This is a genomic window from Noviherbaspirillum phoenicis (assembly GCF_047237965.1).
Lineage (GTDB): Bacteria > Pseudomonadota > Gammaproteobacteria > Burkholderiales > Burkholderiaceae_D > Noviherbaspirillum_A.
On the sequence record NZ_JBDFLX010000001.1, the window covers coordinates 3,313,946 to 3,332,317 of the forward strand.

The 18,372-nt window shown below is 62.0% G+C and carries 20 protein-coding genes; 10 read left to right on the forward strand and 10 right to left on the reverse strand.

The window, feature by feature from the left end; genetic code table 11:
- Nucleotides 1-53: 53 nt before the first annotated feature.
- The 5 genes from ABC383_RS14905 to ABC383_RS14925 form a co-directional block, all read right to left on the reverse strand.
- Complete coding sequence (locus ABC383_RS14905; protein WP_217346375.1) at nt 54-305, reverse strand: DUF6139 family protein; 252 nt, start codon at nt 303-305, stop codon at nt 54-56.
- 89 nt (nt 306-394) lie between these two features.
- Complete coding sequence (locus ABC383_RS14910; protein ID WP_413014877.1) at nt 395-1,114, reverse strand: TerC family protein; 720 nt, start codon at nt 1,112-1,114, stop codon at nt 395-397.
- A gap of 96 nt (nt 1,115-1,210) precedes the next feature.
- Nucleotides 1,211-1,885 carry a Bax inhibitor-1/YccA family protein gene (locus ABC383_RS14915; protein ID WP_413014878.1) on the reverse strand — a complete coding sequence of 225 codons (675 nt, stop codon included), beginning with the start codon at nt 1,883-1,885 and terminating at the stop codon, nt 1,211-1,213.
- Between the two features lie 413 nt (nt 1,886-2,298).
- A complete protein-coding gene (locus tag ABC383_RS14920) occupies nt 2,299-3,216 on the reverse strand; it encodes an NAD(P)H-hydrate dehydratase (protein WP_413014879.1) in 918 nt (305 codons plus the stop codon).
- A 7-nt stretch (nt 3,217-3,223) separates the two neighbouring features.
- Entirely contained in the window at nt 3,224-4,003 is a 780-nt protein-coding gene (locus ABC383_RS14925) for a histidine phosphatase family protein (protein ID WP_413014880.1), read from the reverse strand.
- Between the two features lie 281 nt (nt 4,004-4,284).
- Between ABC383_RS14925 and ABC383_RS14930 the strand changes: the two genes are divergently transcribed.
- The 5 genes from ABC383_RS14930 to ABC383_RS14950 all read left to right on the forward strand — a co-directional run bounded on the left by ABC383_RS14930 (nt 4,285) and on the right by ABC383_RS14950 (nt 7,204).
- Entirely contained in the window at nt 4,285-4,554 is a 270-nt protein-coding gene (locus ABC383_RS14930) for a GlsB/YeaQ/YmgE family stress response membrane protein (protein ID WP_194715149.1), read from the forward strand.
- A gap of 115 nt (nt 4,555-4,669) precedes the next feature.
- Complete coding sequence (locus tag ABC383_RS14935) at nt 4,670-5,266, forward strand: hemerythrin domain-containing protein (RefSeq protein ID WP_413014881.1); 597 nt, start codon at nt 4,670-4,672, stop codon at nt 5,264-5,266.
- A gap of 230 nt (nt 5,267-5,496) precedes the next feature.
- Entirely contained in the window at nt 5,497-6,063 is a 567-nt protein-coding gene (folE, locus tag ABC383_RS14940; RefSeq protein WP_413014882.1) for a GTP cyclohydrolase I FolE, read from the forward strand.
- An 81-nt stretch (nt 6,064-6,144) separates the two neighbouring features.
- Nucleotides 6,145-6,504, forward strand: a complete 360-nt coding sequence (locus ABC383_RS14945) for a DUF1842 domain-containing protein (protein WP_413014883.1) — start codon at nt 6,145-6,147, stop codon at nt 6,502-6,504.
- A 76-nt stretch (nt 6,505-6,580) separates the two neighbouring features.
- The gene (locus ABC383_RS14950; RefSeq protein WP_413014884.1) at nt 6,581-7,204 is read left to right on the forward strand and encodes a YcbK family protein; all 624 of its coding nucleotides are present in this window, start codon (nt 6,581-6,583) and stop codon (nt 7,202-7,204) included.
- Here ABC383_RS14950 and ABC383_RS14955 read toward each other — a convergent pair whose 3' ends face one another.
- From ABC383_RS14955 to ABC383_RS14970, 4 genes are all read right to left on the reverse strand, one after another.
- Complete coding sequence (locus ABC383_RS14955; protein WP_413016378.1) at nt 7,205-7,504, reverse strand: 2Fe-2S iron-sulfur cluster-binding protein; 300 nt, start codon at nt 7,502-7,504, stop codon at nt 7,205-7,207.
- The gene (locus ABC383_RS14960) at nt 7,504-8,757 is read right to left on the reverse strand and encodes a TIGR03862 family flavoprotein (RefSeq protein ID WP_413014885.1); all 1,254 of its coding nucleotides are present in this window, start codon (nt 8,755-8,757) and stop codon (nt 7,504-7,506) included. The genes ABC383_RS14955 and ABC383_RS14960 overlap by 1 nt, the downstream gene beginning before the upstream one ends.
- A 227-nt stretch (nt 8,758-8,984) precedes the next feature.
- Nucleotides 8,985-9,488, reverse strand: coding sequence for an SET domain-containing protein (locus ABC383_RS14965; protein WP_413014886.1), 504 nt, complete (start codon nt 9,486-9,488; stop codon nt 8,985-8,987).
- Between the two features lie 78 nt (nt 9,489-9,566).
- On the reverse strand, nt 9,567-9,773 hold the full coding sequence (locus ABC383_RS14970; RefSeq protein ID WP_413014887.1) for a hypothetical protein: 207 nt from the start codon (nt 9,771-9,773) through the stop codon (nt 9,567-9,569).
- Between the two features lie 224 nt (nt 9,774-9,997).
- Here ABC383_RS14970 and ABC383_RS14975 point away from each other — a divergent pair, with 224 nt between their 5' ends.
- The 5 genes from ABC383_RS14975 to ABC383_RS14995 all read left to right on the forward strand — a co-directional run bounded on the left by ABC383_RS14975 (nt 9,998) and on the right by ABC383_RS14995 (nt 17,339).
- Nucleotides 9,998-11,920, forward strand: coding sequence for a PrkA family serine protein kinase (locus tag ABC383_RS14975; protein ID WP_194715157.1), 1,923 nt, complete (start codon nt 9,998-10,000; stop codon nt 11,918-11,920).
- Between the two features lie 192 nt (nt 11,921-12,112).
- The gene (locus tag ABC383_RS14980) at nt 12,113-13,381 is read left to right on the forward strand and encodes a YeaH/YhbH family protein (RefSeq protein WP_413014888.1); all 1,269 of its coding nucleotides are present in this window, start codon (nt 12,113-12,115) and stop codon (nt 13,379-13,381) included.
- 10 nt (nt 13,382-13,391) lie between these two features.
- On the forward strand, nt 13,392-14,930 hold the full coding sequence (locus tag ABC383_RS14985) for a SpoVR family protein (RefSeq protein WP_413014889.1): 1,539 nt from the start codon (nt 13,392-13,394) through the stop codon (nt 14,928-14,930).
- Between the two features lie 201 nt (nt 14,931-15,131).
- Nucleotides 15,132-15,593: a PA2169 family four-helix-bundle protein gene (locus ABC383_RS14990; RefSeq protein WP_413014890.1), complete on the forward strand. Its 462-nt coding sequence runs from the start codon at nt 15,132-15,134 to the stop codon at nt 15,591-15,593.
- Between the two features lie 126 nt (nt 15,594-15,719).
- Complete coding sequence (locus ABC383_RS14995) at nt 15,720-17,339, forward strand: NAD(P)/FAD-dependent oxidoreductase (RefSeq protein WP_413014891.1); 1,620 nt, start codon at nt 15,720-15,722, stop codon at nt 17,337-17,339.
- Here ABC383_RS14995 and corA read toward each other — a convergent pair.
- Entirely contained in the window at nt 17,334-18,299 is a 966-nt protein-coding gene (corA, locus tag ABC383_RS15000) for a magnesium/cobalt transporter CorA (protein WP_413014892.1), read from the reverse strand. The genes ABC383_RS14995 and corA overlap by 6 nt on opposite strands.
- Nucleotides 18,300-18,372 lie beyond the last annotated feature (73 nt).

The window sequence follows — 18,372 nt, forward strand, 5'->3', positions numbered from 1 at the left end:
GGGCGCGGTGCGAAGGAGCCGCCGCCGGCGGCTCCCTGTTCTGCCGTGATCGCTCAGGGCATGGGCGTGGGATCGCCCAGGGTCTTGATGCTGGTGATGGCGTAGCCCTTGGCGCTGATCTGCTGCAATGGCTCGTCGATCGAGAAGTCGGCCAATGAAGACTGTCCGTCGGCGACCTCGACGCCGCGGTCGGCCTCTTCCCAGTCGACGCTGATCGCTTCCTCCGGAATCGGCTTGCCTTCCGGCACCGCCAGGTAGGAGAAATGACCATTGCTTTCAGGGCGTCTGTAAATGTCCAGCCTCATGATCCTGTCCTTTCAAAAGTGAGCGTCCGGATTTGACGTGGACGCACGGAAAAGGTTGCGCTCGCCGCAACGACTCGCTGCCTGGACTGCTAGCGACGCGAATGACGTTTGCGCATGCGCATGTTGAGCAGTTCCACCAGCAGCGAAAACGCCATGGCTGTGTAAATGTACCCCTTGGGCATGTGATAGCCAAATCCATCGGCGATCAGCACCACGCCGATCACGACCAGGAAAGCCAGCGCCAGCATCTTGATGGTCGGATGGGCCGACACGAAGCGGCCGATCGGGCTGGCGAACAGCATCATCAGGCCCACCGATACGATCACCGCGGCAATCATCACGGCGACTTCATTGACCATGCCCACGGCGGTGATGATGGAGTCCAGCGAGAACACCAGGTCGATCACCATGATCTGCAGGATGATCGCGCCGAAGGTGGCCTTCACCGCCTTGCCGGCGCCATGCTCTTCCTCGCCCTCGATGGTCTGGTGTATCTCGCCCACGCTCTTCCACAGCAGGAACAGTCCGCCCAGTATCAGCACGAGGTCGCGGCCGGAAATGTCCTGGCCGAGAATCGAGAACAGCGGGGCCGTCATGCCGACGATCCAGGCCAGCGTCAGCAGCAGGCCAATGCGCATGAACATGGCGGCAAACAGGCCGATGCGGCGGGCTGCTTCCCGCCTTTCCACCGGCAGCTTATCGACCAGGATGGAAATGAAGATGATGTTGTCAATTCCCAGCACCAGCTCCAGCGCGGTCAGGGTGGCGAAGGCGATCCACATCTGCGGGTCGGTGAGCAGTTCCATCATGGGCGTTCTCCGTTAAACGGGTTCAATAAAAAAAGGCGCCATCCAGATGGACGGCGCCTGCTGGTCCGGGCGCTGGAGGGCGCCCGGCCATATTGCTTATTCCTTGCTGGTAAAGCCCAGCAGGTGCAACAGGCTGGTGAAGAGGTTGAAGATGGACACGAACAGGGACAATGTCGCCAGTACATAGTTGGTCTCGCCGCCGCGCACGATGTTGTTGGTCTCGTACAGGATCATGCCAGACATCAGCAGCACGAACACTGCGGAAACCGCCAGAGACAGCGCCGTCATGTTCAGAAACAGCGCCGCCAGGCCAGCCAGGAAGGCCACCAGTACGCCCACCATCAGGAAGCCGCCCATGAAGGACAGGTCACGCTTGGTTGTCAGCGCGTAGGCCGACAGGGCCAGGAAGATCGCGGCGGTGCCGCCCAGCGCGGTCATCACGACCTGGCTGCCGTTGGGCATCTTCAGGTACATGCTGATGATGGGACCCAGCGTGTAGCCCATGAAGCCGGTCAGGGCAAACAGGAATGCCACGCCCAGGCCGCTGTCGCGGTTTTTCGTCACCAGGAACATCAGGCCGAAATAGCCCAGCAGGGTCAGCAGGATGCCGGGATGCGGCAGGCCGAGCGCGGCGGATGCGCCAGCGGTAACGGCGGCAAATCCGAGACACATGGACAGCAGCATGTAGGTATTGCGCAGCACCCGGTGCGCCGCGCCGTCCATCACGGTGCTTGCGCCGCCATGGCGCAACGCGGTGTAACGATCATTCATGGCCCAGCTCCTTGTCGAGTCGATATGGAAAACCGCCGCCGGAATCGGCGGACAGTCGTTGAAACAGCACGATGTTAGAGTGATCGGGGCAATGTTAAAAGCGAAGATAACGGAACGTTTTATTCGTAAAATACGAATCGTGTAAGCTTGGTGACGTCAGTGGCGTCGCATCTGTGCGCTTACACCCTGGAACCGGTATTGCAGCCTGGCCGGTGACGTCATGCCTGGCTTGCCAGGGCCAGCAGCGCCAGCACGGCGCAGACGAGCAAGCCATTCAGGGCGAGCCGGATCAGGGAGAAGGAGTTCATGGTCGCGGAAATGTTGTCGTAAAACCACCATAGTGCTGCGCCGAGGAAATTGTTTCCGTTCGGCAGCGCACATAGTTTCGCCAACATCCATTGTGATCCGCCAGTTTATCTCTCGTCCGTCCCCAGCCTGTGCATCAGCATCGGCACTTCGGCCGCCAGGTCACGCGTCAGGTAGCCGAGCGGCCCGGAGCGCCGCGCCAGGGCATCGCCAGCGCGCGCGTGCAGGGCCACGCCCCATGCGCCGGCCTGCGCAAGCGTGGCGCCGCGGGCGGCGAGGCCGACGATGATGCCAGCCAGCGTGTCTCCCGAGCCGGAGGCGGCCAGGCCGACGTTGCCGCCCTCGTGCTTCCAGGTCTCGCCCTCGGGCGCGGCGATGATGGTGGTTGGCCCTTTCAGCGCCACGGTGGCCTGCCATTGCCGCGCCATGCGCTGGGCCATGCGCACCGGGTCCGCGCTGACTTCTTCCTTGGAGGCACCCGAAAGATGCGCCATTTCGCCGGCATGCGGCGTCAGCAGCACCTCCGCGCCGCTGTGCCCGAGGAATCCGGCGCCGCAATCCTTGCCCGCATCGCAGACCACGCCCATGGCCGCCGCGTCGAGCACCAGCCGCACGCCGTCCAGCATGGGCAGCAGCGCCCGGACGAATTCGCAGATCGCGGGTTCGTCCTGCATGCCGGGGCCGATCAGCACTGCATCCAGCCGGCCGCGCATGCTGGCCAGCGTCCTTGCGGCGGAAGCGTCTATGCCGCCATCCTCGGTTTCCGGCAGGCCGATCACGCGCGACTCGGGTATCGCCAGCGCCACCAGCTGGGCAACGCTCTCGCCCGTGGCAATCGCGAGCTTGCCGGCGCCGGCGCGCATGGCCGCGGTCGCCGCCAGGATGACGGCGCCAGGCATCTGGCGCGAACCGCCTATCACCAGCAGGCGGCCGCGTTCTTCCTTGTCGCCTCCATCGCTGGGCATGGGCAGCGGCCAGTCGCGCAGCAGCGCATCGTCGATCAGGGTCATGTCTGGTTGGGTCATCGGTGCCTCAGGATTTTGGCGCGGCCGGCACGTCCGGCTCGCTGGTAACGGGGGCGCCGGCTTCCTGCAGGGGCACGACGAAGTTCACCAGGCGCGGGGCCAGCTTGCCCTTGCGTCCCAGCGTGCGGTCGAATGCATAGGAAGTGATGGAGCAATTGGGCACGTCGGCCATGCGGTCGATGTCCAGGATGGTCTGCTCGTCCATCCGTTCCAGCAGATAGCGGAAGCAGTTGACGATCACCTGATGGCCTACCACGACCACGTTTTCGCTGCGGTGTTCGCGCACGATGGTGTCGAGCACGCTGCGCAGCCGCAGGATCACGTCGCACCAGCTTTCGCCGCCGGGCGGCCGGAAGTAGAACTTGCCGACATGGGCGCGCTGCTCGCCCAGTTCCGGGTACTTCTGCACGATGCCGTGCCGGGTCAGCCGGTCAAGGATGCCGAATTCCTTTTCCCGCAGTCGCTCGTCGGCGACAAAGGACACGTCATCCGGGTCGATGCCGCTGTGCTCCAGGATGCGCCGCGCAGTCGCCCTGGCCCGTGAATAGGGCGAGGTCAGGATCACGGTGGGCCGCTGGTCTTGGGGCAGCGAGGCGAACCACAGGCCAACCGCGGTCGCCTGCTGCTCGCCGAGATCGGACAAGGGCACATCGACATCACGCTCGGCGATGTCGATCAGCGGCAGCCCTGCCGCTTCGGCCGCGTCGCGCGCCACGTTGCCGGCGCTCTGGCCATGACGGATGATCCACAGATTGCTCGGCCATTTCTGCTCGTTCTCTGGTGCCATTTCCCTGTTCTCCTCGGTGTTCTTCAATGACTGCGGGCCGGCATGCAAAGTTTCGCGGCAACCAGGGCGACCCACCGTTTGTTATGCAGGCGCAAGCCATCCGGTCAAGGTAAGGGATTGAGTCATGACAGGCTAAAACAATGCAGGAAAAAAGGATGTCATTTATTCACGTTTTCCTACAGTACATAGCGCTTCTGTCCTATATGAGCGCCTCATGGCCGCTGTTAATCTGCGTTCCATGGACATAAGCCCTTATGTCACTAACCACTCAGGAGGAAATCATGAACTTCATTATCTGGCTCGTCGTAGGCGGCATCATCGGTTGGCTCGCAAGCATCGTCATGCGTACCGACGCACAACAAGGCATGTTCCTTAACATCGTCGTCGGCATCATAGGCGCCATGCTGGGTGGCTTCCTGCTTGCTCCGATGTTTGGTACCGGCACCATCAACCAGAATGATTTCAGCCTGTCTTCGCTGTTTATTTCCTTCCTCGGCGCGATCGTCCTGCTGATGATTGTCAATCTGTTCCGCCGCGGTTCGGTGCGTTAAGCACAGCAACAAGCAATACCCTGATTATCCTGACCTGACGCGCCTTCCGGCCGTCAGGTTTTGCTCATGAAGCGCCCGGTGACGGCGTACCGTTAAAACCTGAATGGAGATTGCCATGCCTGCCGCAAAGAAGACCGCTGCCAAGAAAACCGCTGCGAAGAAAACTGCTGCCAAGAAGGTCGCCAAGGTTTCCAGAACCGACGCCATCGCCCTTCTGACGGCGGACCACAAGCGCGTCAAGAAGATGTTTAAGCAATTCGACAAGATGAAAGAGGACGGCACGTCCGCCGACAAGCAGGCGCTGGCGCAGCAGATCTGCGCCGAACTGACGCTGCATGCCGAGGTCGAGGAACAGATCTTCTATCCCGCCACGCGTGAAGCGATCGATGACGACGACATGCTCAACGAAGCCGAGGTGGAACATGCCAGCGCCAAGGACCTGATCGCCCAGATCGAAAGCGGCGACCCGTCCGACCCGCTGTGGGACGCCAGGGTGTCGGTGCTGGGCGAATACATCGACCATCACGTACAGGAAGAGGAAGAGGAAATGTTCAAAAAGGCCCGCAAGGCCAAGATGGACCTGGAAGCGCTGGGCCAGCAAATCGCGGCGATGAAGCAGTCGCGCGACGGCGCCGAAGCGATGGCGCCGGCGCCGGCTCCCGCCCGGACTTCCAAGAAAGCCGGCAAGGCCGCCACCGACGCGCGTCTCTGATCGTCTGCACTTCCCTGCTGGCGCAGCGGCAGCCGCCGTGGCAACGCCAGCCAGGCCGGTCCGGCGCCAGGCAAGGCGCCGGACCGACGCCTCCGCTTTTACTTTCCGCGAATCCAAAAAATATCCCGATTTGAGTTAGGATGTGCGCCTTTCCAGCGGCGCGCTTATCCCGACGCGCCGCCCATTTTCATAACTCAAGTGGAGCGCAGGCGCGCTCGAAGGAATTTCCCATGTCGGAACAGGCATTTACTGAACAGGACTGGCGCCGTTTTCTGGTCAGTCTCGGTGAAGATCCCGATCGCTCCGGTCTGGCGGACACGCCGACGCGTGTCGCCAAGGCCTGGAAACACTGGACCTCCGGCTATGGCCAGGACCCGGCCGAACTGCTCAAGGCATTCGACGACGGCGCCGAGGAATACAACGAGCTGATCGTGGTGCGCAATATCCCGGTCTACAGCCATTGCGAGCATCATCTGGCGCCGTTCTTCGGCAAGGCCATCATCGGCTATGTGCCCAACGGGAAGATCGTCGGCCTGTCCAAGCTGACCCGCCTGGTCGATTGCTTCGCCAAGCGCCTGCAGGTACAGGAACGGCTGACAATACAGATCGCCAACGCGTTGATGACGCACCTGGAACCCAAGGCGGTTGGCGTGGTGCTGCGCTGCCGCCACATGTGCATGGAAAGCCGCGGCATCCGCTCGCCCGGCGAAGAAACCGTCACTTCCTCGATGCTGGGTGAATTGCAGCCCAACCTCGGCATGCGCACCGAATTCCTGGCGCTGGCGCGCGAGGACTGACGCATCGCAAAAAGACCGCCGCGTTGCGAACCAATGCGGTGGCGCTGCATCTGAGTCTCCATTCCTTTCGATGGAGGCTAAATGCAAGCCCTGACTTTCACAATCCAGAGCGCCATGCCCTCGGCGCCCGTGCTGAACCTGGAACTGGGCAGCCTGCCTGAACAGAGGCTGTCCGGCCGCTGCAGCATCCGGGCCGCGGATGGCCAGGACGAAGTACAGGTGGAAGGGCGTTTCCAGCGGTATTCCACGCCCGGGCATGCCGAAATCCTGATCTTCCTGCTCGGTTACCACGAGAACGACCCCGACCATGTTCCGGCGCTGGACATTGCGCTGCGCATGCGCCCGGACTGGGGCGGCGGCAGCGGCAATTTCATCCTTGGCGGCATGGCAGTGGCCAATGCCAGCGTCGAAAACGTGGTGGCGCCGGCATCTGAATTGTAAATTTCCCGCAGGCCCGGGCGTTGCTCGGGTAAGATTTCGCGCTCCGTCCGTACAACCGAATCACCGAACCACCGTCATGACTTCGCGCCGTTCCTTCATCAAGAAAAGCCTGTTCCTCACCGCCGGCGGCCTGTTTGCCGACGCCGGCCTGTCCACTCCCGCATCGGCCATGCAGCCGCCGCCGGATATCTTCGACGCCGAAGTGCTCGACATGGAATTCTGGGTCAAGCCCAGGGTGATCGAGGTGGTGCGCCCGGCCAGCGGCGAGCGCGCCAGACTGCTGTACTGGAAAGATGGCGAGGTGATCGATTCCGCCTACCAGCAGCTGTGCCATCTGCTGCGCGATGTCAACGGCGGCGGCAAGACCACGCCGATGGATCCCAACCTGCTGGAAACCCTGTGGGGCACGCAGGCCTTCGTGGCCCGCTACGGCATCACGGCGCCGCTGGAAATCCTGTCGGGCTACCGTACGCCCGAATCGAATCAGCGGCTGCGCGAGCAGGGCGTGCCGGCGGCGCGCAAATCGCTGCACATGGATGGCAAGGCGGCGGACATCCGGGTGCCGCATCTGGATGCGGTCGTGCTGGGCGGGCTGGTGCGCAGCTTCCGGCAGGGCGGCGTGGGCTTTTATTACCGCAGCGACGCCCGCGGCGGCTGGATCCATGCCGATACCGGCCTGCAGCGCACCTGGAAAGGCTGATCAGCCGCGCTTCGCCGCCCTGTTCTCCAGCGTGATGTCGGCGTCGGGATAAGCCACGCAGGGCAGGATGTAGCCTTCGCGCTTCTCATCAACTGACAGGCCGGGCCATTCGATGCGGTAGTGCACCTGGCCCGCGGTCATCCGGCAGATGCAGGCGCGGCAGGTGCCGTTGCGGCAGGAACTCGGGAGCCTGATGCCGGCCGCCTCGGCCGAGCGCAGCAATGGCTGGCTGTCGGCGGCGTCGAAGCGCCAGCCCTGCGGATTGATGGTCACCGCGAATGTCCTGGCGCCGCCTGCCATCACGACCGCCCTTCACCCATCCAGCGCAGCATGCCCTGCGCCGCGCTCCTGCCGCTGGCCATGCAGGCCGTCAGCAGATAGCCGCCGGTGGGCGCTTCCCAGTCCAGCATTTCCCCAGCACAGAACACGCCCGGCAGGCGGCGCAGCATCAGCCTGTCGTCCAGCGCGTCAAAGCACACCCCGCCGGCGCTGCTGATGGCTTCATCGATGGGCCGCGTCGCCACCAGCCGCAATGGCAGCGACTTGATGGCCGATGCCACCTGGCGCATGTCGTTCATCTGTTCCCGGTCTAGCACTTCACGCAGCAGGCCCGCCTTGACGCCGGTGACGCCGGCCCGGCTTTGCAAGTGGCTGGCCAGCGAGCGCGATCCGCGCGGATGCTGCAGCTCCGCCGTCAGCCGCTCCAGGCTTTTGCCGGGCGCCAGATCCAGGCGCAGCAGCGCGCTGCCGTCCGCGATCAGGGCCTCACGCAGCGGCGCCGACAGGGCATAGACCAGGCTGCCTTCCACGCCGCTTTCGGTGACCACGAATTCGCCGGGCCTTGTCAGCGCGGCGCCATCGGCCAGCAGGCATGTCGCCGTGACCGACTTGACCGGCTGCCCGGCGAAACGCTCGCGGAAATGGCCGCTCCAGCGCACGTCGAAACCGCAGTTGGCAGGCAGCAGCGGCGCCACCTCGACGCCGGCCGCCTGCAGCCAGGGCAGCCAGGCGCCGTCCGACCCCAGCCGCTTCCAGCTGGCCCCGCCCAGCGCAAGCAGCGTCGCGCCGGCACGTACCCGTATCTCGCCATCGGCGGTGGCAAAGCGCAGTGCGCCGTCTTCCCAGCCCAGCCAGCGATGCCGCATATGAAAACGGACGCCGGCCGCACGCAAGCGGTGCAGCCAGGCGCGCAATAAAGGTGCAGCCTTCATTTCCGTGGGGAAGACCCGGCCCGACGTGCCGACGAAGGTGTCGACGCCCAGGCCATGCGACCAGGCGCGCAATGCATCGGCGTCGAAGCCGGCCAGAAGCGGCGCTATGTGCATCTGGCGGCTGCCATAGCGGCCCAGAAAACGTTCCGCCGGCTCGGAGTGGGTCAGGTTCAGCCCGCCGCGGCCGGCCAGCAGGAATTTGCGGCCGACCGATGGCATGGCGTCGTAGAGATCGACCTCGACGCCGGCCGCTGCCAGCGTTTCGGCCGCCATCAGGCCCGCCGGCCCGCCGCCGATGATGACGACCCGCTTGGGCGCGTCGCCGTAATGACTGTCTTGCACGTGCCTGTTCCTTGTTGCGTCAGTAGAGATGGCCGGGACGGCAGTTTAGCAGGCCGCCATGCGCGGGCGGCGGACAAAAAAAAGCCCGCTCTGGGAGCGGGCTGAATCTATATCAAATGAGGAGACATAGAGGAGACAGGGCGAAGTATAGAAAGCCTGCGTCCTGGCCGCCAATTCCGATTTGCGATATCAGTTATGTTGCCGCTGAATACTGCTTGCCTGCTGCATCAGGCTGCAGGGCGCCGGCCGCGCTTGGGCGCGAGCATGGTCTGGCGGCAGTTCGGCTGGCCGCACAGGCACTGGTAGGCGCGCTTCACGGCCGGCGTATGGCGGCCTTCCAGCACCAGGCCGTAGTCGTAGTTCAGTTCCTCGCCGCGCTCGATGTCGCGCAAGGTGTAGATGAAGATGCGGTTGTTGTCCTCGCGCGCCTCGCAGTTCGGCGCGCAGCTGTGATTGATCCAGCGGACATCATTGCCGCCGCTGGCGCCGTCGATCATCTTGCCATTGCCGAGGGCGAAGAAAAACGTGTGGTAAGGATTTTCCGGGTCCAGCCCGGTGCGCTTCTCCGCCTCCTTCTCGGTGATGATTTCGCCGATATATTCCGACACCAGCGTGCCGGCAGGGATCTTGCGTCTGGCGAATACGCCGTTGCCATGGATCTTGGAATGGCGCACGACGATGGAAGGGATCGGTTCCGGGACAGGCACGGCGGCAGGCTTGGATCGGGTCATTGAACTTGGCTTGTTGATAGTGTCAGGGACGGGTTGAAAGGAGGATGACTGCGACAGGAAAAATTGTAAGACAAAGTTTCAGACGGGATGCAACAGATACGGAAATGCCATGATAAATTTTCTGTCCCGGCCTTGTTGTAATACGTCGCGATGATAACCCGGCGTGCCTTCGAGAACAGGCGTGAAAAACGACATGAGCGCATCATGTTTGCGTTCGCCGTAACCGATGATCCGGACGGAGACGAGAGCATCAATGCTTGATGCAATGATTCGGATAATATGCAAATATGAATCCGGTTTTCATCGCGGTGCCAAGGGCGCGCGCGGCACTTCGCAGTGGTGGACTCATGCGCGTCGGATGCACGGCGTGGCTCTGGAAATAGATCAAGTTTTCCGACAGGGCCAATGCTGACAAAAGAAAGAACGCGTATTATTGAATTGCGGGGCAGAAAGCCAGCTTCTGCACAAGCGTTAGCTGACGATAGATTCACTTCAAAGGAACCATGCAAATGAAAATCTTTGAGAACTATGCGGCACGATATGAAAGGACCCGTGAGGAAGAGATGTCGGTCCAGGAGTATCTGGATCTTTGCAAGCGCGACCGCATGGCTTACGCCACCGCGGCTGAAAGGATGCTGGCAGCCATAGGCGAGCCGGAACTCCTGGACACCCGGCATGACCCACGGCTGTCCCGCATCTTCGCCAACAAGGTCATCAAGATTTACCCCGCGTTTCGCGAGTTCTACGGCACCGAGGAAGTCATCGAGCAGGTCGTTTCCTACTTCCGCCATGCGGCGCAAGGCCTGGAAGAACGCAAGCAGATCCTGTATCTGCTGGGCCCGGTTGGCGGCGGCAAGTCGTCGATCGCCGAAAAGCTCAAGTCCCTGATGGAGAGCGTTCCGTTCTACTGCATCAAGGGTTCCCCCGTCAATGAATCGCCGCTCGGCCTGTTCAATGAACAGGAAGACGGCGTGATCCTGGAAGAGGATTACGGCATCCCGCGCCGCTATCTGCGTTCCATCCCCAGTCCCTGGGCCGTCAAGCGCCTGCACGAGTTCAACGGCGACATCAACCGCTTCCGCATCGTGCGCCGCTATCCCTCGGTGCTGCGGCAGGTGGCCGTGGCCAAGACCGAGCCGGGCGACGAGAACAACCAGGACATCTCGTCCCTGGTCGGCAAGGTCGACATCCGCAAGCTGGAAGACTATTCGCAGGATGATCCGGATGCCTACAGCTACTCCGGCGGCCTGTGCCTGGCCAACCAGGGCTTGCTGGAATTCGTCGAGATGTTCAAGGCCCCGATCAAGGTGCTGCATCCGCTGCTGACTGCCACTCAGGAAGGCAACTACAAGGGCACCGAAGGCTTTGGCGCGATACCGTTCGACGGCGTCGTGCTGGCCCACTCCAATGAATCGGAGTGGAAGGCCTTCAAGAACAACAAGAACAATGAAGCGTTCCTGGACCGGATCTATATCGTCAAGGTGCCGTACTGCCTGCGCGTGACAGACGAGATCAAGATCTACGACAAGCTGGTGCGCAACTCCTCGCTGGCCGATGCGCCCTGCGCCCCCGGCACGCTGAAGATGATGGCGCAGTTCGCGGTGCTGTCGCGCCTGAAGGAGCCGGAAAACTCCAGCATCTTCAGCAAGATGCAGGTCTATGACGGCGAGAACCTGAAGGACACCGATCCCAAGGCCAAGTCGCGCACCGAATATGCCGACTATGCCGGCGTGGACGAAGGCATGACCGGCCTGTCGACCCGCTTCGCGTTCAAGATCCTGTCCAAGGTCTTCAACTTCGACAGCACCGAGGTCGCCGCCAACCCGGTGCACCTGCTGTATGTGCTGGAGCAGGCGGTCAGCCGCGAGCAGTTCCCGCCGGAGACGGAGCAGAAATACTATTCCTACATCAAGGAATACCTGGCGCAGCGTTACGTGGAGTTCATCGGCAAGGAGATCCAGACCGCCTACCTCGAAAGTTATTCCGAGTACGGCCAGAACATCTTCGACCGCTACGTGACCTTCGCCGATTTCTGGATACAGGACCAGGAGTTCCGCGACCCCGACACTGGCGAGAGCTTCAACCGCGACTCGCTCAACAGCGAGTTGGAGAAGATCGAAAAACCGGCCGGCATTTCCAATCCCAAGGACTTCCGGAACGAGATCGTCAACTTCGTGTTGCGCACCAGGGCGCAGAACAATGGCAAGAACCCGGCATGGACAGGGTATGAGAAATTCCGCACGGTAATCGAGAAGAAGATGTTCTCCAATACCGAGGAACTCCTGCCAGTGATCTCGTTCAATGCCAAAGCCAGCGCGGACGACGCCCACAAGCACAAGGAGTTTGTCGAGCGCATGGTTGCAAAGGGCTATACGCCCAAGCAGGTGCGGCTGCTGTGCGAGTGGTATTTGCGGGTAAGGAAGTCTTCGTAAGCAGGCAGGCTTTCCTGCTCGCGGGTCTTGCATGACTGGCCCTGCTCTTGCTAGTTTATGGGGTAGGGCCAGACGTATCTTCCGCTGACGCCCGTCGCGCGCCATCGGAACCCGGCAATGCCGGGCGGATGATGTGGTAGACCGGAAGCGACGGTTCCGCGTTTGCCTCGGTAGCATGAGCAGGAGACCATATTGACTTACCTCATCGATCGGCGTACGCAGAGCAAGAACAAGTCAGCAGTCAACCGCGAACGCTTTTTGCGGCGCTACAAAGGTCAGATCAAGCAAGCGGTGGAGCGTGCCATCAAGGGGCGCTCTATTACCGATATCGCCAGCGGCGAGAAAATTTCCATCCCGGCAAAGGACGTGAACGAGCCGAATTTTGGCCATTCCCATGGCGGCATCTGGGAAGTCGTCAATCCGGGCAACGAGGAGTATGTAAAGGGCGACAGAGTGGCGCGTCCGCGCGGCGGCGGTGGCGGCGGCGGTGGCGGGAAATCGGGCAATAGCGAGGAAGTCACGCAAGATGACTTCGTCTTTGAGCTGAGCCGCGAAGAATTCATGAATTACTTCTTCGAGGATCTCGAGCTTCCCAACATGGTCAAGAAGCAGCTGGCTTCCACTACGGAGTTCAAGAGCCACCGCGCCGGCTACACCACCTCCGGCACGCCAGCCAATATCCATGTACTGCGCTCCCTGCGCGGCGCGCTCGGACGGCGCATTGCGATCGGCGGCAAACATGGCAGGCGCCTGGCACGGGCCGAGGAAGAACTCGAGAACCTGTTGCTGATGGCGGAGGAAGACCATCCGGAAGTGATCAGGCTGCGGCACGAGATATCGCACCTGAAAACCCGGATCAATGCGATTCCCTTCATCGATCCATTCGATTTACGCTACAGCAACCGGGTCAAGACACCCAAGCCGTCCAGCCAGGCAGTGATGTTCTGCGTGATGGATGTGTCGGGTTCAATGGATGAGCAGCGCAAGGACACCGCCAAGCGTTTCTTCATCCTGCTGTACCTGTTCCTGACACGTGCCTACGACAAGATCGAGGTGGTCTTCATCCGCCACCATACCGCCGCCACCGAGGTGGATGAGCACGAGTTCTTCAATTCCCGCGAGTCCGGCGGCACGGTAGTGTCGTCCGCATTGCATCTGCTGCAGCGCATCCTGCACGAGCGTTATCCCAGCGGCGACTGGAATGTGTATGTGGCGCAGGCGTCCGACGGCGACAACTGGGACAAGGACTCGGTCAATTGCCGCCAGATACTGAGCAGCGCGATCCTGCCGGCGGTCCAGTACTACGCCTATGTGGAAATCACCGACGGCGCGCCACAGAACCTGTGGCATGAATATGCGCAGGTAGCGACCCAGCATCCGCACTTTGCAATGCAGAAAATCGAGTCGCCGGCAGATATTTACCCGGTGTTCCGCGAGTTGTTCAAGAAGCAGCCGAAATGAGGGCAGCCCCATGAGCCAAGTGATAGACAAGCCCGTCCATGCACGCCGCCTGCCGGAGCAGTCGGAATGGACTATTGAACTGATCGAACAGGCGCATGAGGAAGTGCGCCGCGTCGCCGCCGATTTCGGCCTCGACACTTACCCGAACCAGCTCGAGATCATTACCGCCGAGCAGATGATGGATGCCTACGCCTCCGTCGGCATGCCGGTGTCCTATAACCACTGGTCTTTCGGCAAGCATTTCCTGACGACGGAAAAAGGCTACCGGCGCGGCCAGATGGGCCTGGCCTACGAGATCGTCATCAACTCCAATCCCTGCATCGCCTACCTGATGGAGGAAAACAGCCTGATGATGCAGACGCTGGTGATTGCCCATGCGGCCTATGGCCACAATTCCTTCTTCAAGGGCAATTACCTGTTCCGCACCTGGACCGACGCGGAAGCCATCATCGACTACATGCTGTTCGCCAAGAACTACATTGCCGAGTGCGAGCGGCGCCATGGCGTCGAGGAAGTGGAATTGCTGCTGGACTCCTGCCATGCGCTGCAAAACTATGGCGTGGACCGTTACAAGCGGCCAGCCAAGCTGTCGATGATCGAAGAAAACGCCCGTCAGGCCGAGCGCGAACAATACCTGCAAAGCCAGATCAACGATCTGTGGCGCACCTTGCCGCGGCGTGAAGAGTCGTATTCCTCGATTGCCACGCCAGCCGCGCGCTTTCCGAGCGAACCGCAGGAGAACCTGCTGTATTTCATCGAGAAGTCGGCGCCCCTTCTGGAGCCGTGGCAGCGCGAGATCGTGCGCATCACCCGCAAGATTTCGCAGTATTTCTATCCGCAGCGCCAGACCCAGGTCATGAACGAAGGCTGGGCCACTTTCTGGCATTACACCATCCTGAACCAGCTCTACGACGAAGGCATACTGAGCGACGGCTTCATGATGGAGTTCCTGCAAAGCCATACCAACGTGGTCTATCAGCCGCCGATCAACAGCCCGTACTACAGCGGCATCAATCCCTATGCGCTGGGTTTTGCGATGATGCGCGACATCCGCCGCATCTGCGAAAACCCGGATGACGAGGACCGACACTGGTTCCCGGACATCGCCGGCAGCGACTGGCGCAAGACGCTGGACTTCGCAATGCGCAACTTCAAGGATGAAAGCTTCATTGCGCAATACCTGTCGCCGCGGCTGATCCGGGAATTCCATTTCTTCTCGGTGCTGGACGATGACCATGACGACAAGCTGACCATCTCGGCCATCCACGACGATGCCGGCTACCGCTATGTGCGCCAGCAGCTTGCCGCGCAGTACAACCTGGGCAACCGCGAGCCCAATATCCAGGTGTGGGCTGTCAACACCCGCGACGACCGTTCGCTGACCTTGCGCCATACCCAGTTCCAGCGCCGGCCATTGAGCCAGCAGACCGACGAGGTGCTGAAACACGTGGCGCGTCTCTGGGGTTTCGATGTGCGGCTGGAAACGGTCGATCCCAAGGGCAAGGTGCTGTCCACGCACGAGTGCCGTACCGACAAGCGTTACCGCTGAAGGAAGTTCGGCGAAGTAACGTGTAATTCCTGCCGTTTTGCCGGCACATTCTTCCGGGCGCCTCTGGCGCCCGTTTCTTTTGCCTCTGGCATGACGCTTTTTTTCGTGGCACGGTGTTTGCAAATAGCTAACAGGCTTGCGGCGCGGGCATGAACCACTGTTGCCTGCGCCGGCAACTTCTCCATAACGAAAGGAAGCGACATGAACAACGACGACGTTATCTCGACATTGAACGACCTGATTGAAACCTGCAAGGATGGCGAACAGGGCTTCCGTACCTGCGCCGAGGACATCAAGGATGCGCAGATGAAATCCTTCTTTACGTCCCGCGCCCAGTCCTGCGCCGAAGCGGCCGCCGAACTGCAGCAGGAAGTGCGCACGCTGGGCGGCAATCCGGAAACCAGCAGCAGCATCGCCGGTGCGCTGCACCGCCGCTGGGTCGATATCAAGGGCCTGGTGACCGGCAAGGACGATGAAGCCATCCTGAACGAGTGCGAGCGCGGCGAGGACGTGGCAAAGCGCAGCTACGAGACTGCGCTGGGCAAGGCGCTGCCGGCCAACATCAAGACCATCGTCGAGCGCCAGTACAGCGGCGTGATGAAGAACCATGACCAGGTCAAGGCCATGCGCAACCAGGTACGCGCTGCCAAGGGCAATGCCTGAAGCCTGAGATGTGAAGCATGATCTACCCGGCGGGCGGTCCAGGCGACCGCCCTGCTGCGGTAAAATAGCGGCCTGCCGACCGGTTGCATGTAGCGCAACCGGTGCATTTCCACCGGATTCAAGCGCATGCTGCGACTCATCGATGTACAACTCCCCCTCGACCATCCCGAACCTGCACTAAAGCAAGCGGTGCTTGCGCGCCTGGGCATTCCTGACGACGCACTGCTCGGCCTGCATGTGTTCCGGCGTGGTTATGACGCCCGCCGCAAGAGCGCGATTTCGCTGATCTACACCGTCGATGTCGAGGTGCGCGATGAAGCCGCGCTGCTGCGGCGCCATGCCGGCGACCGTACCGTGCAGCCCACGCCGGACACCAATTATCGCTACGTGGCCAAGGCGCCGCCCGGCCTGGCCAGGCGGCCGGTGGTGATCGGCATGGGGCCGTGCGGCCTGTTTGCCGGCCTGATCCTGGCGCAGATGGGTTTCAGGCCCATCATCCTGGAGCGCGGCAAGTCGGTGCGCGAGCGGACCAAGGACACCTTCGGCCTGTGGCGCAAGCGGGTGCTGCATCCGGAGTCGAACGTGCAGTTCGGCGAAGGCGGCGCCGGCACCTTTTCCGACGGCAAGCTGTGGACCCAGGTGAAGGACCCCAAGCATTACGGCCGCAAGGTGCTGACCGAGTTCGTCAAGGCCGATGCGCCGCCCGAAATCATGTATGTCAGCAAGCCGCACATCGGCACTTTCAGGCTGGTGAAGATGGTGGAGCTGATGCGCGCCACCATCGAGGAGCTAGGCGGCGAGGTCCGTTTCGAGACCCGGGTCACCGACATGGAAATCGACAATGGACAAATGCGCGCGCTGCATCTGTCCAGCGGCGAGCGGCTGGAGGCCGACCATGTCGTGCTGGCGGTCGGGCACAGCGCCCGCGACACCTTCCAGATGCTCTACGACCGCGGCGTGCATGTGGAAGCCAAGCCGTTTTCGATTGGCTTCCGGATCGAGCATCCGCAGTCGCTGATAGACCGCTGCCGCTTCGGCCCGAATGCCGGCAACCCCATCCTCGGCGCGGCCGACTACAAGCTGGTGCATCACAGCGGCAATGGCCGCTCGGTCTACAGCTTCTGCATGTGCCCCGGCGGCACAGTGGTAGCGGCCACCTCCGAGCCGGGCCGCGTGGTGACCAACGGCATGAGCCAGTATTCACGCAACGAGCGCAATGCCAATGCCGGCATCGTGGTCGGCATTACGCCCGACGATTATCCCGGCCATCCGCTGGCCGGCATTGACTTCCAGCGCCACTGGGAGTCGCGCGCCTTCGAGCTTGGCGGCGGCGACTACAGCGCGCCAGGCCAGCTGGTCGGCGACTTTCTGGAGCAAAAGGCGTCCACGCAGTTCGGCGCCGTGCTGCCGTCCTACAAGCCGGGCGTCAAGCTCGGCGACCTGTCGACCGCGCTGCCCGACTACGCGATTGCCGCGATGCGCGAGGCGCTGCCGATGTTTGACCGCCAGATCAAGGGCTTTGCGATGCGCGACGCGGTGCTGACCGGCGTCGAGACCCGCACCTCGTCGCCGATACGCATCCGGCGCCATGACGACAGCCTGCAGAGCATCAATACCCGCGGCCTGTTCCCGGCCGGCGAGGGCGCGGGCTATGCCGGCGGCATCATGTCGGCCGGCATCGACGGCATCCGGGTGGCCGAGGCGGTGGCGCTGTCGATCACGGGCGTGGCGCGCACGGCGTCATAACCAGCCCGACTTGCGAAAGCGCCGGTACAGGTAGAGGCAGATGCCCAACATGGCGGCCAGCGCCGTCGGATAGCCGTATTTCCAGTGCAGCTCGGGCATGTGCTCGAAGTTCATGCCCCAGATGCCGGCGAAGGCGGTGGCGACCGCGAAGATGGCCGCCCATGCCGCAAGCCGCTTGTTGACCTCGCTCTCGTCGATGGCCACCATCGACAGGTTGACCTGGATGGCCGTGTTGATCGTGTCGCGGATCGCGTCGATGGAAATATTGATGCGGTGCAGATGGTCGTAGACGTCGCGGAAGTAGTCGCCGCAATCCTGCACCGCGCGCGGCACCCGGCCGCCATGCAGCTTGCCGGCGGTGGCGGTCAGCGGATTGACCGCATGCCGGAAGCGCAGCACTTCGCGCTTCAATTCATACAGTTGCTCGATGTTGGCGCGCTGCGCATCCTTTTCGAAGATCTGTTCCTCTATCGTTTCCAGGCGGTTTTCCATCGCGTCCATCACCGGGAAATAGCGGTCCACCACCGCGTCCATCAGCGCATACAGCACGAAGCCCGAGCCGTTGCGCAGCAGCTCCGGCTCGCGCTCGCAGCGGGCGCGTACGTCATGGAAGCCGTGGCTGCTGTCGCGGCGCACCGACAGCACATAATTCGGGCCGACGAACACCGCCAGTTCGCCGATCTGCAATTCGCCGTCGACGATTTCCACCGGCCGCATCACCGCAAAGAGCGATTCGCCGTATTCCTCGATCTTTGGCCTCTGCTGCCCGACCAGCGCATCCTCGACCGCCAGCGGATGCAGCTTGAATTCCGCGCGCATGCATTCCAGCTCTTCCACGGTGACATCGGCCATGCCGACCCAGACAAAGCAGTCCGGCCGGGCGAGGGCATCGCTGATTTCCTCGACCGGGATATCTCCGAGCTTCTTGCCGTTCTGATAGGCGACGCAATTGATCAGCATCCCGCAACTCCGCAGTATCGATAAGCCATGAGCTTACATGGACGCTATTGCAGGGAGCAAAGAAAAAAGGACC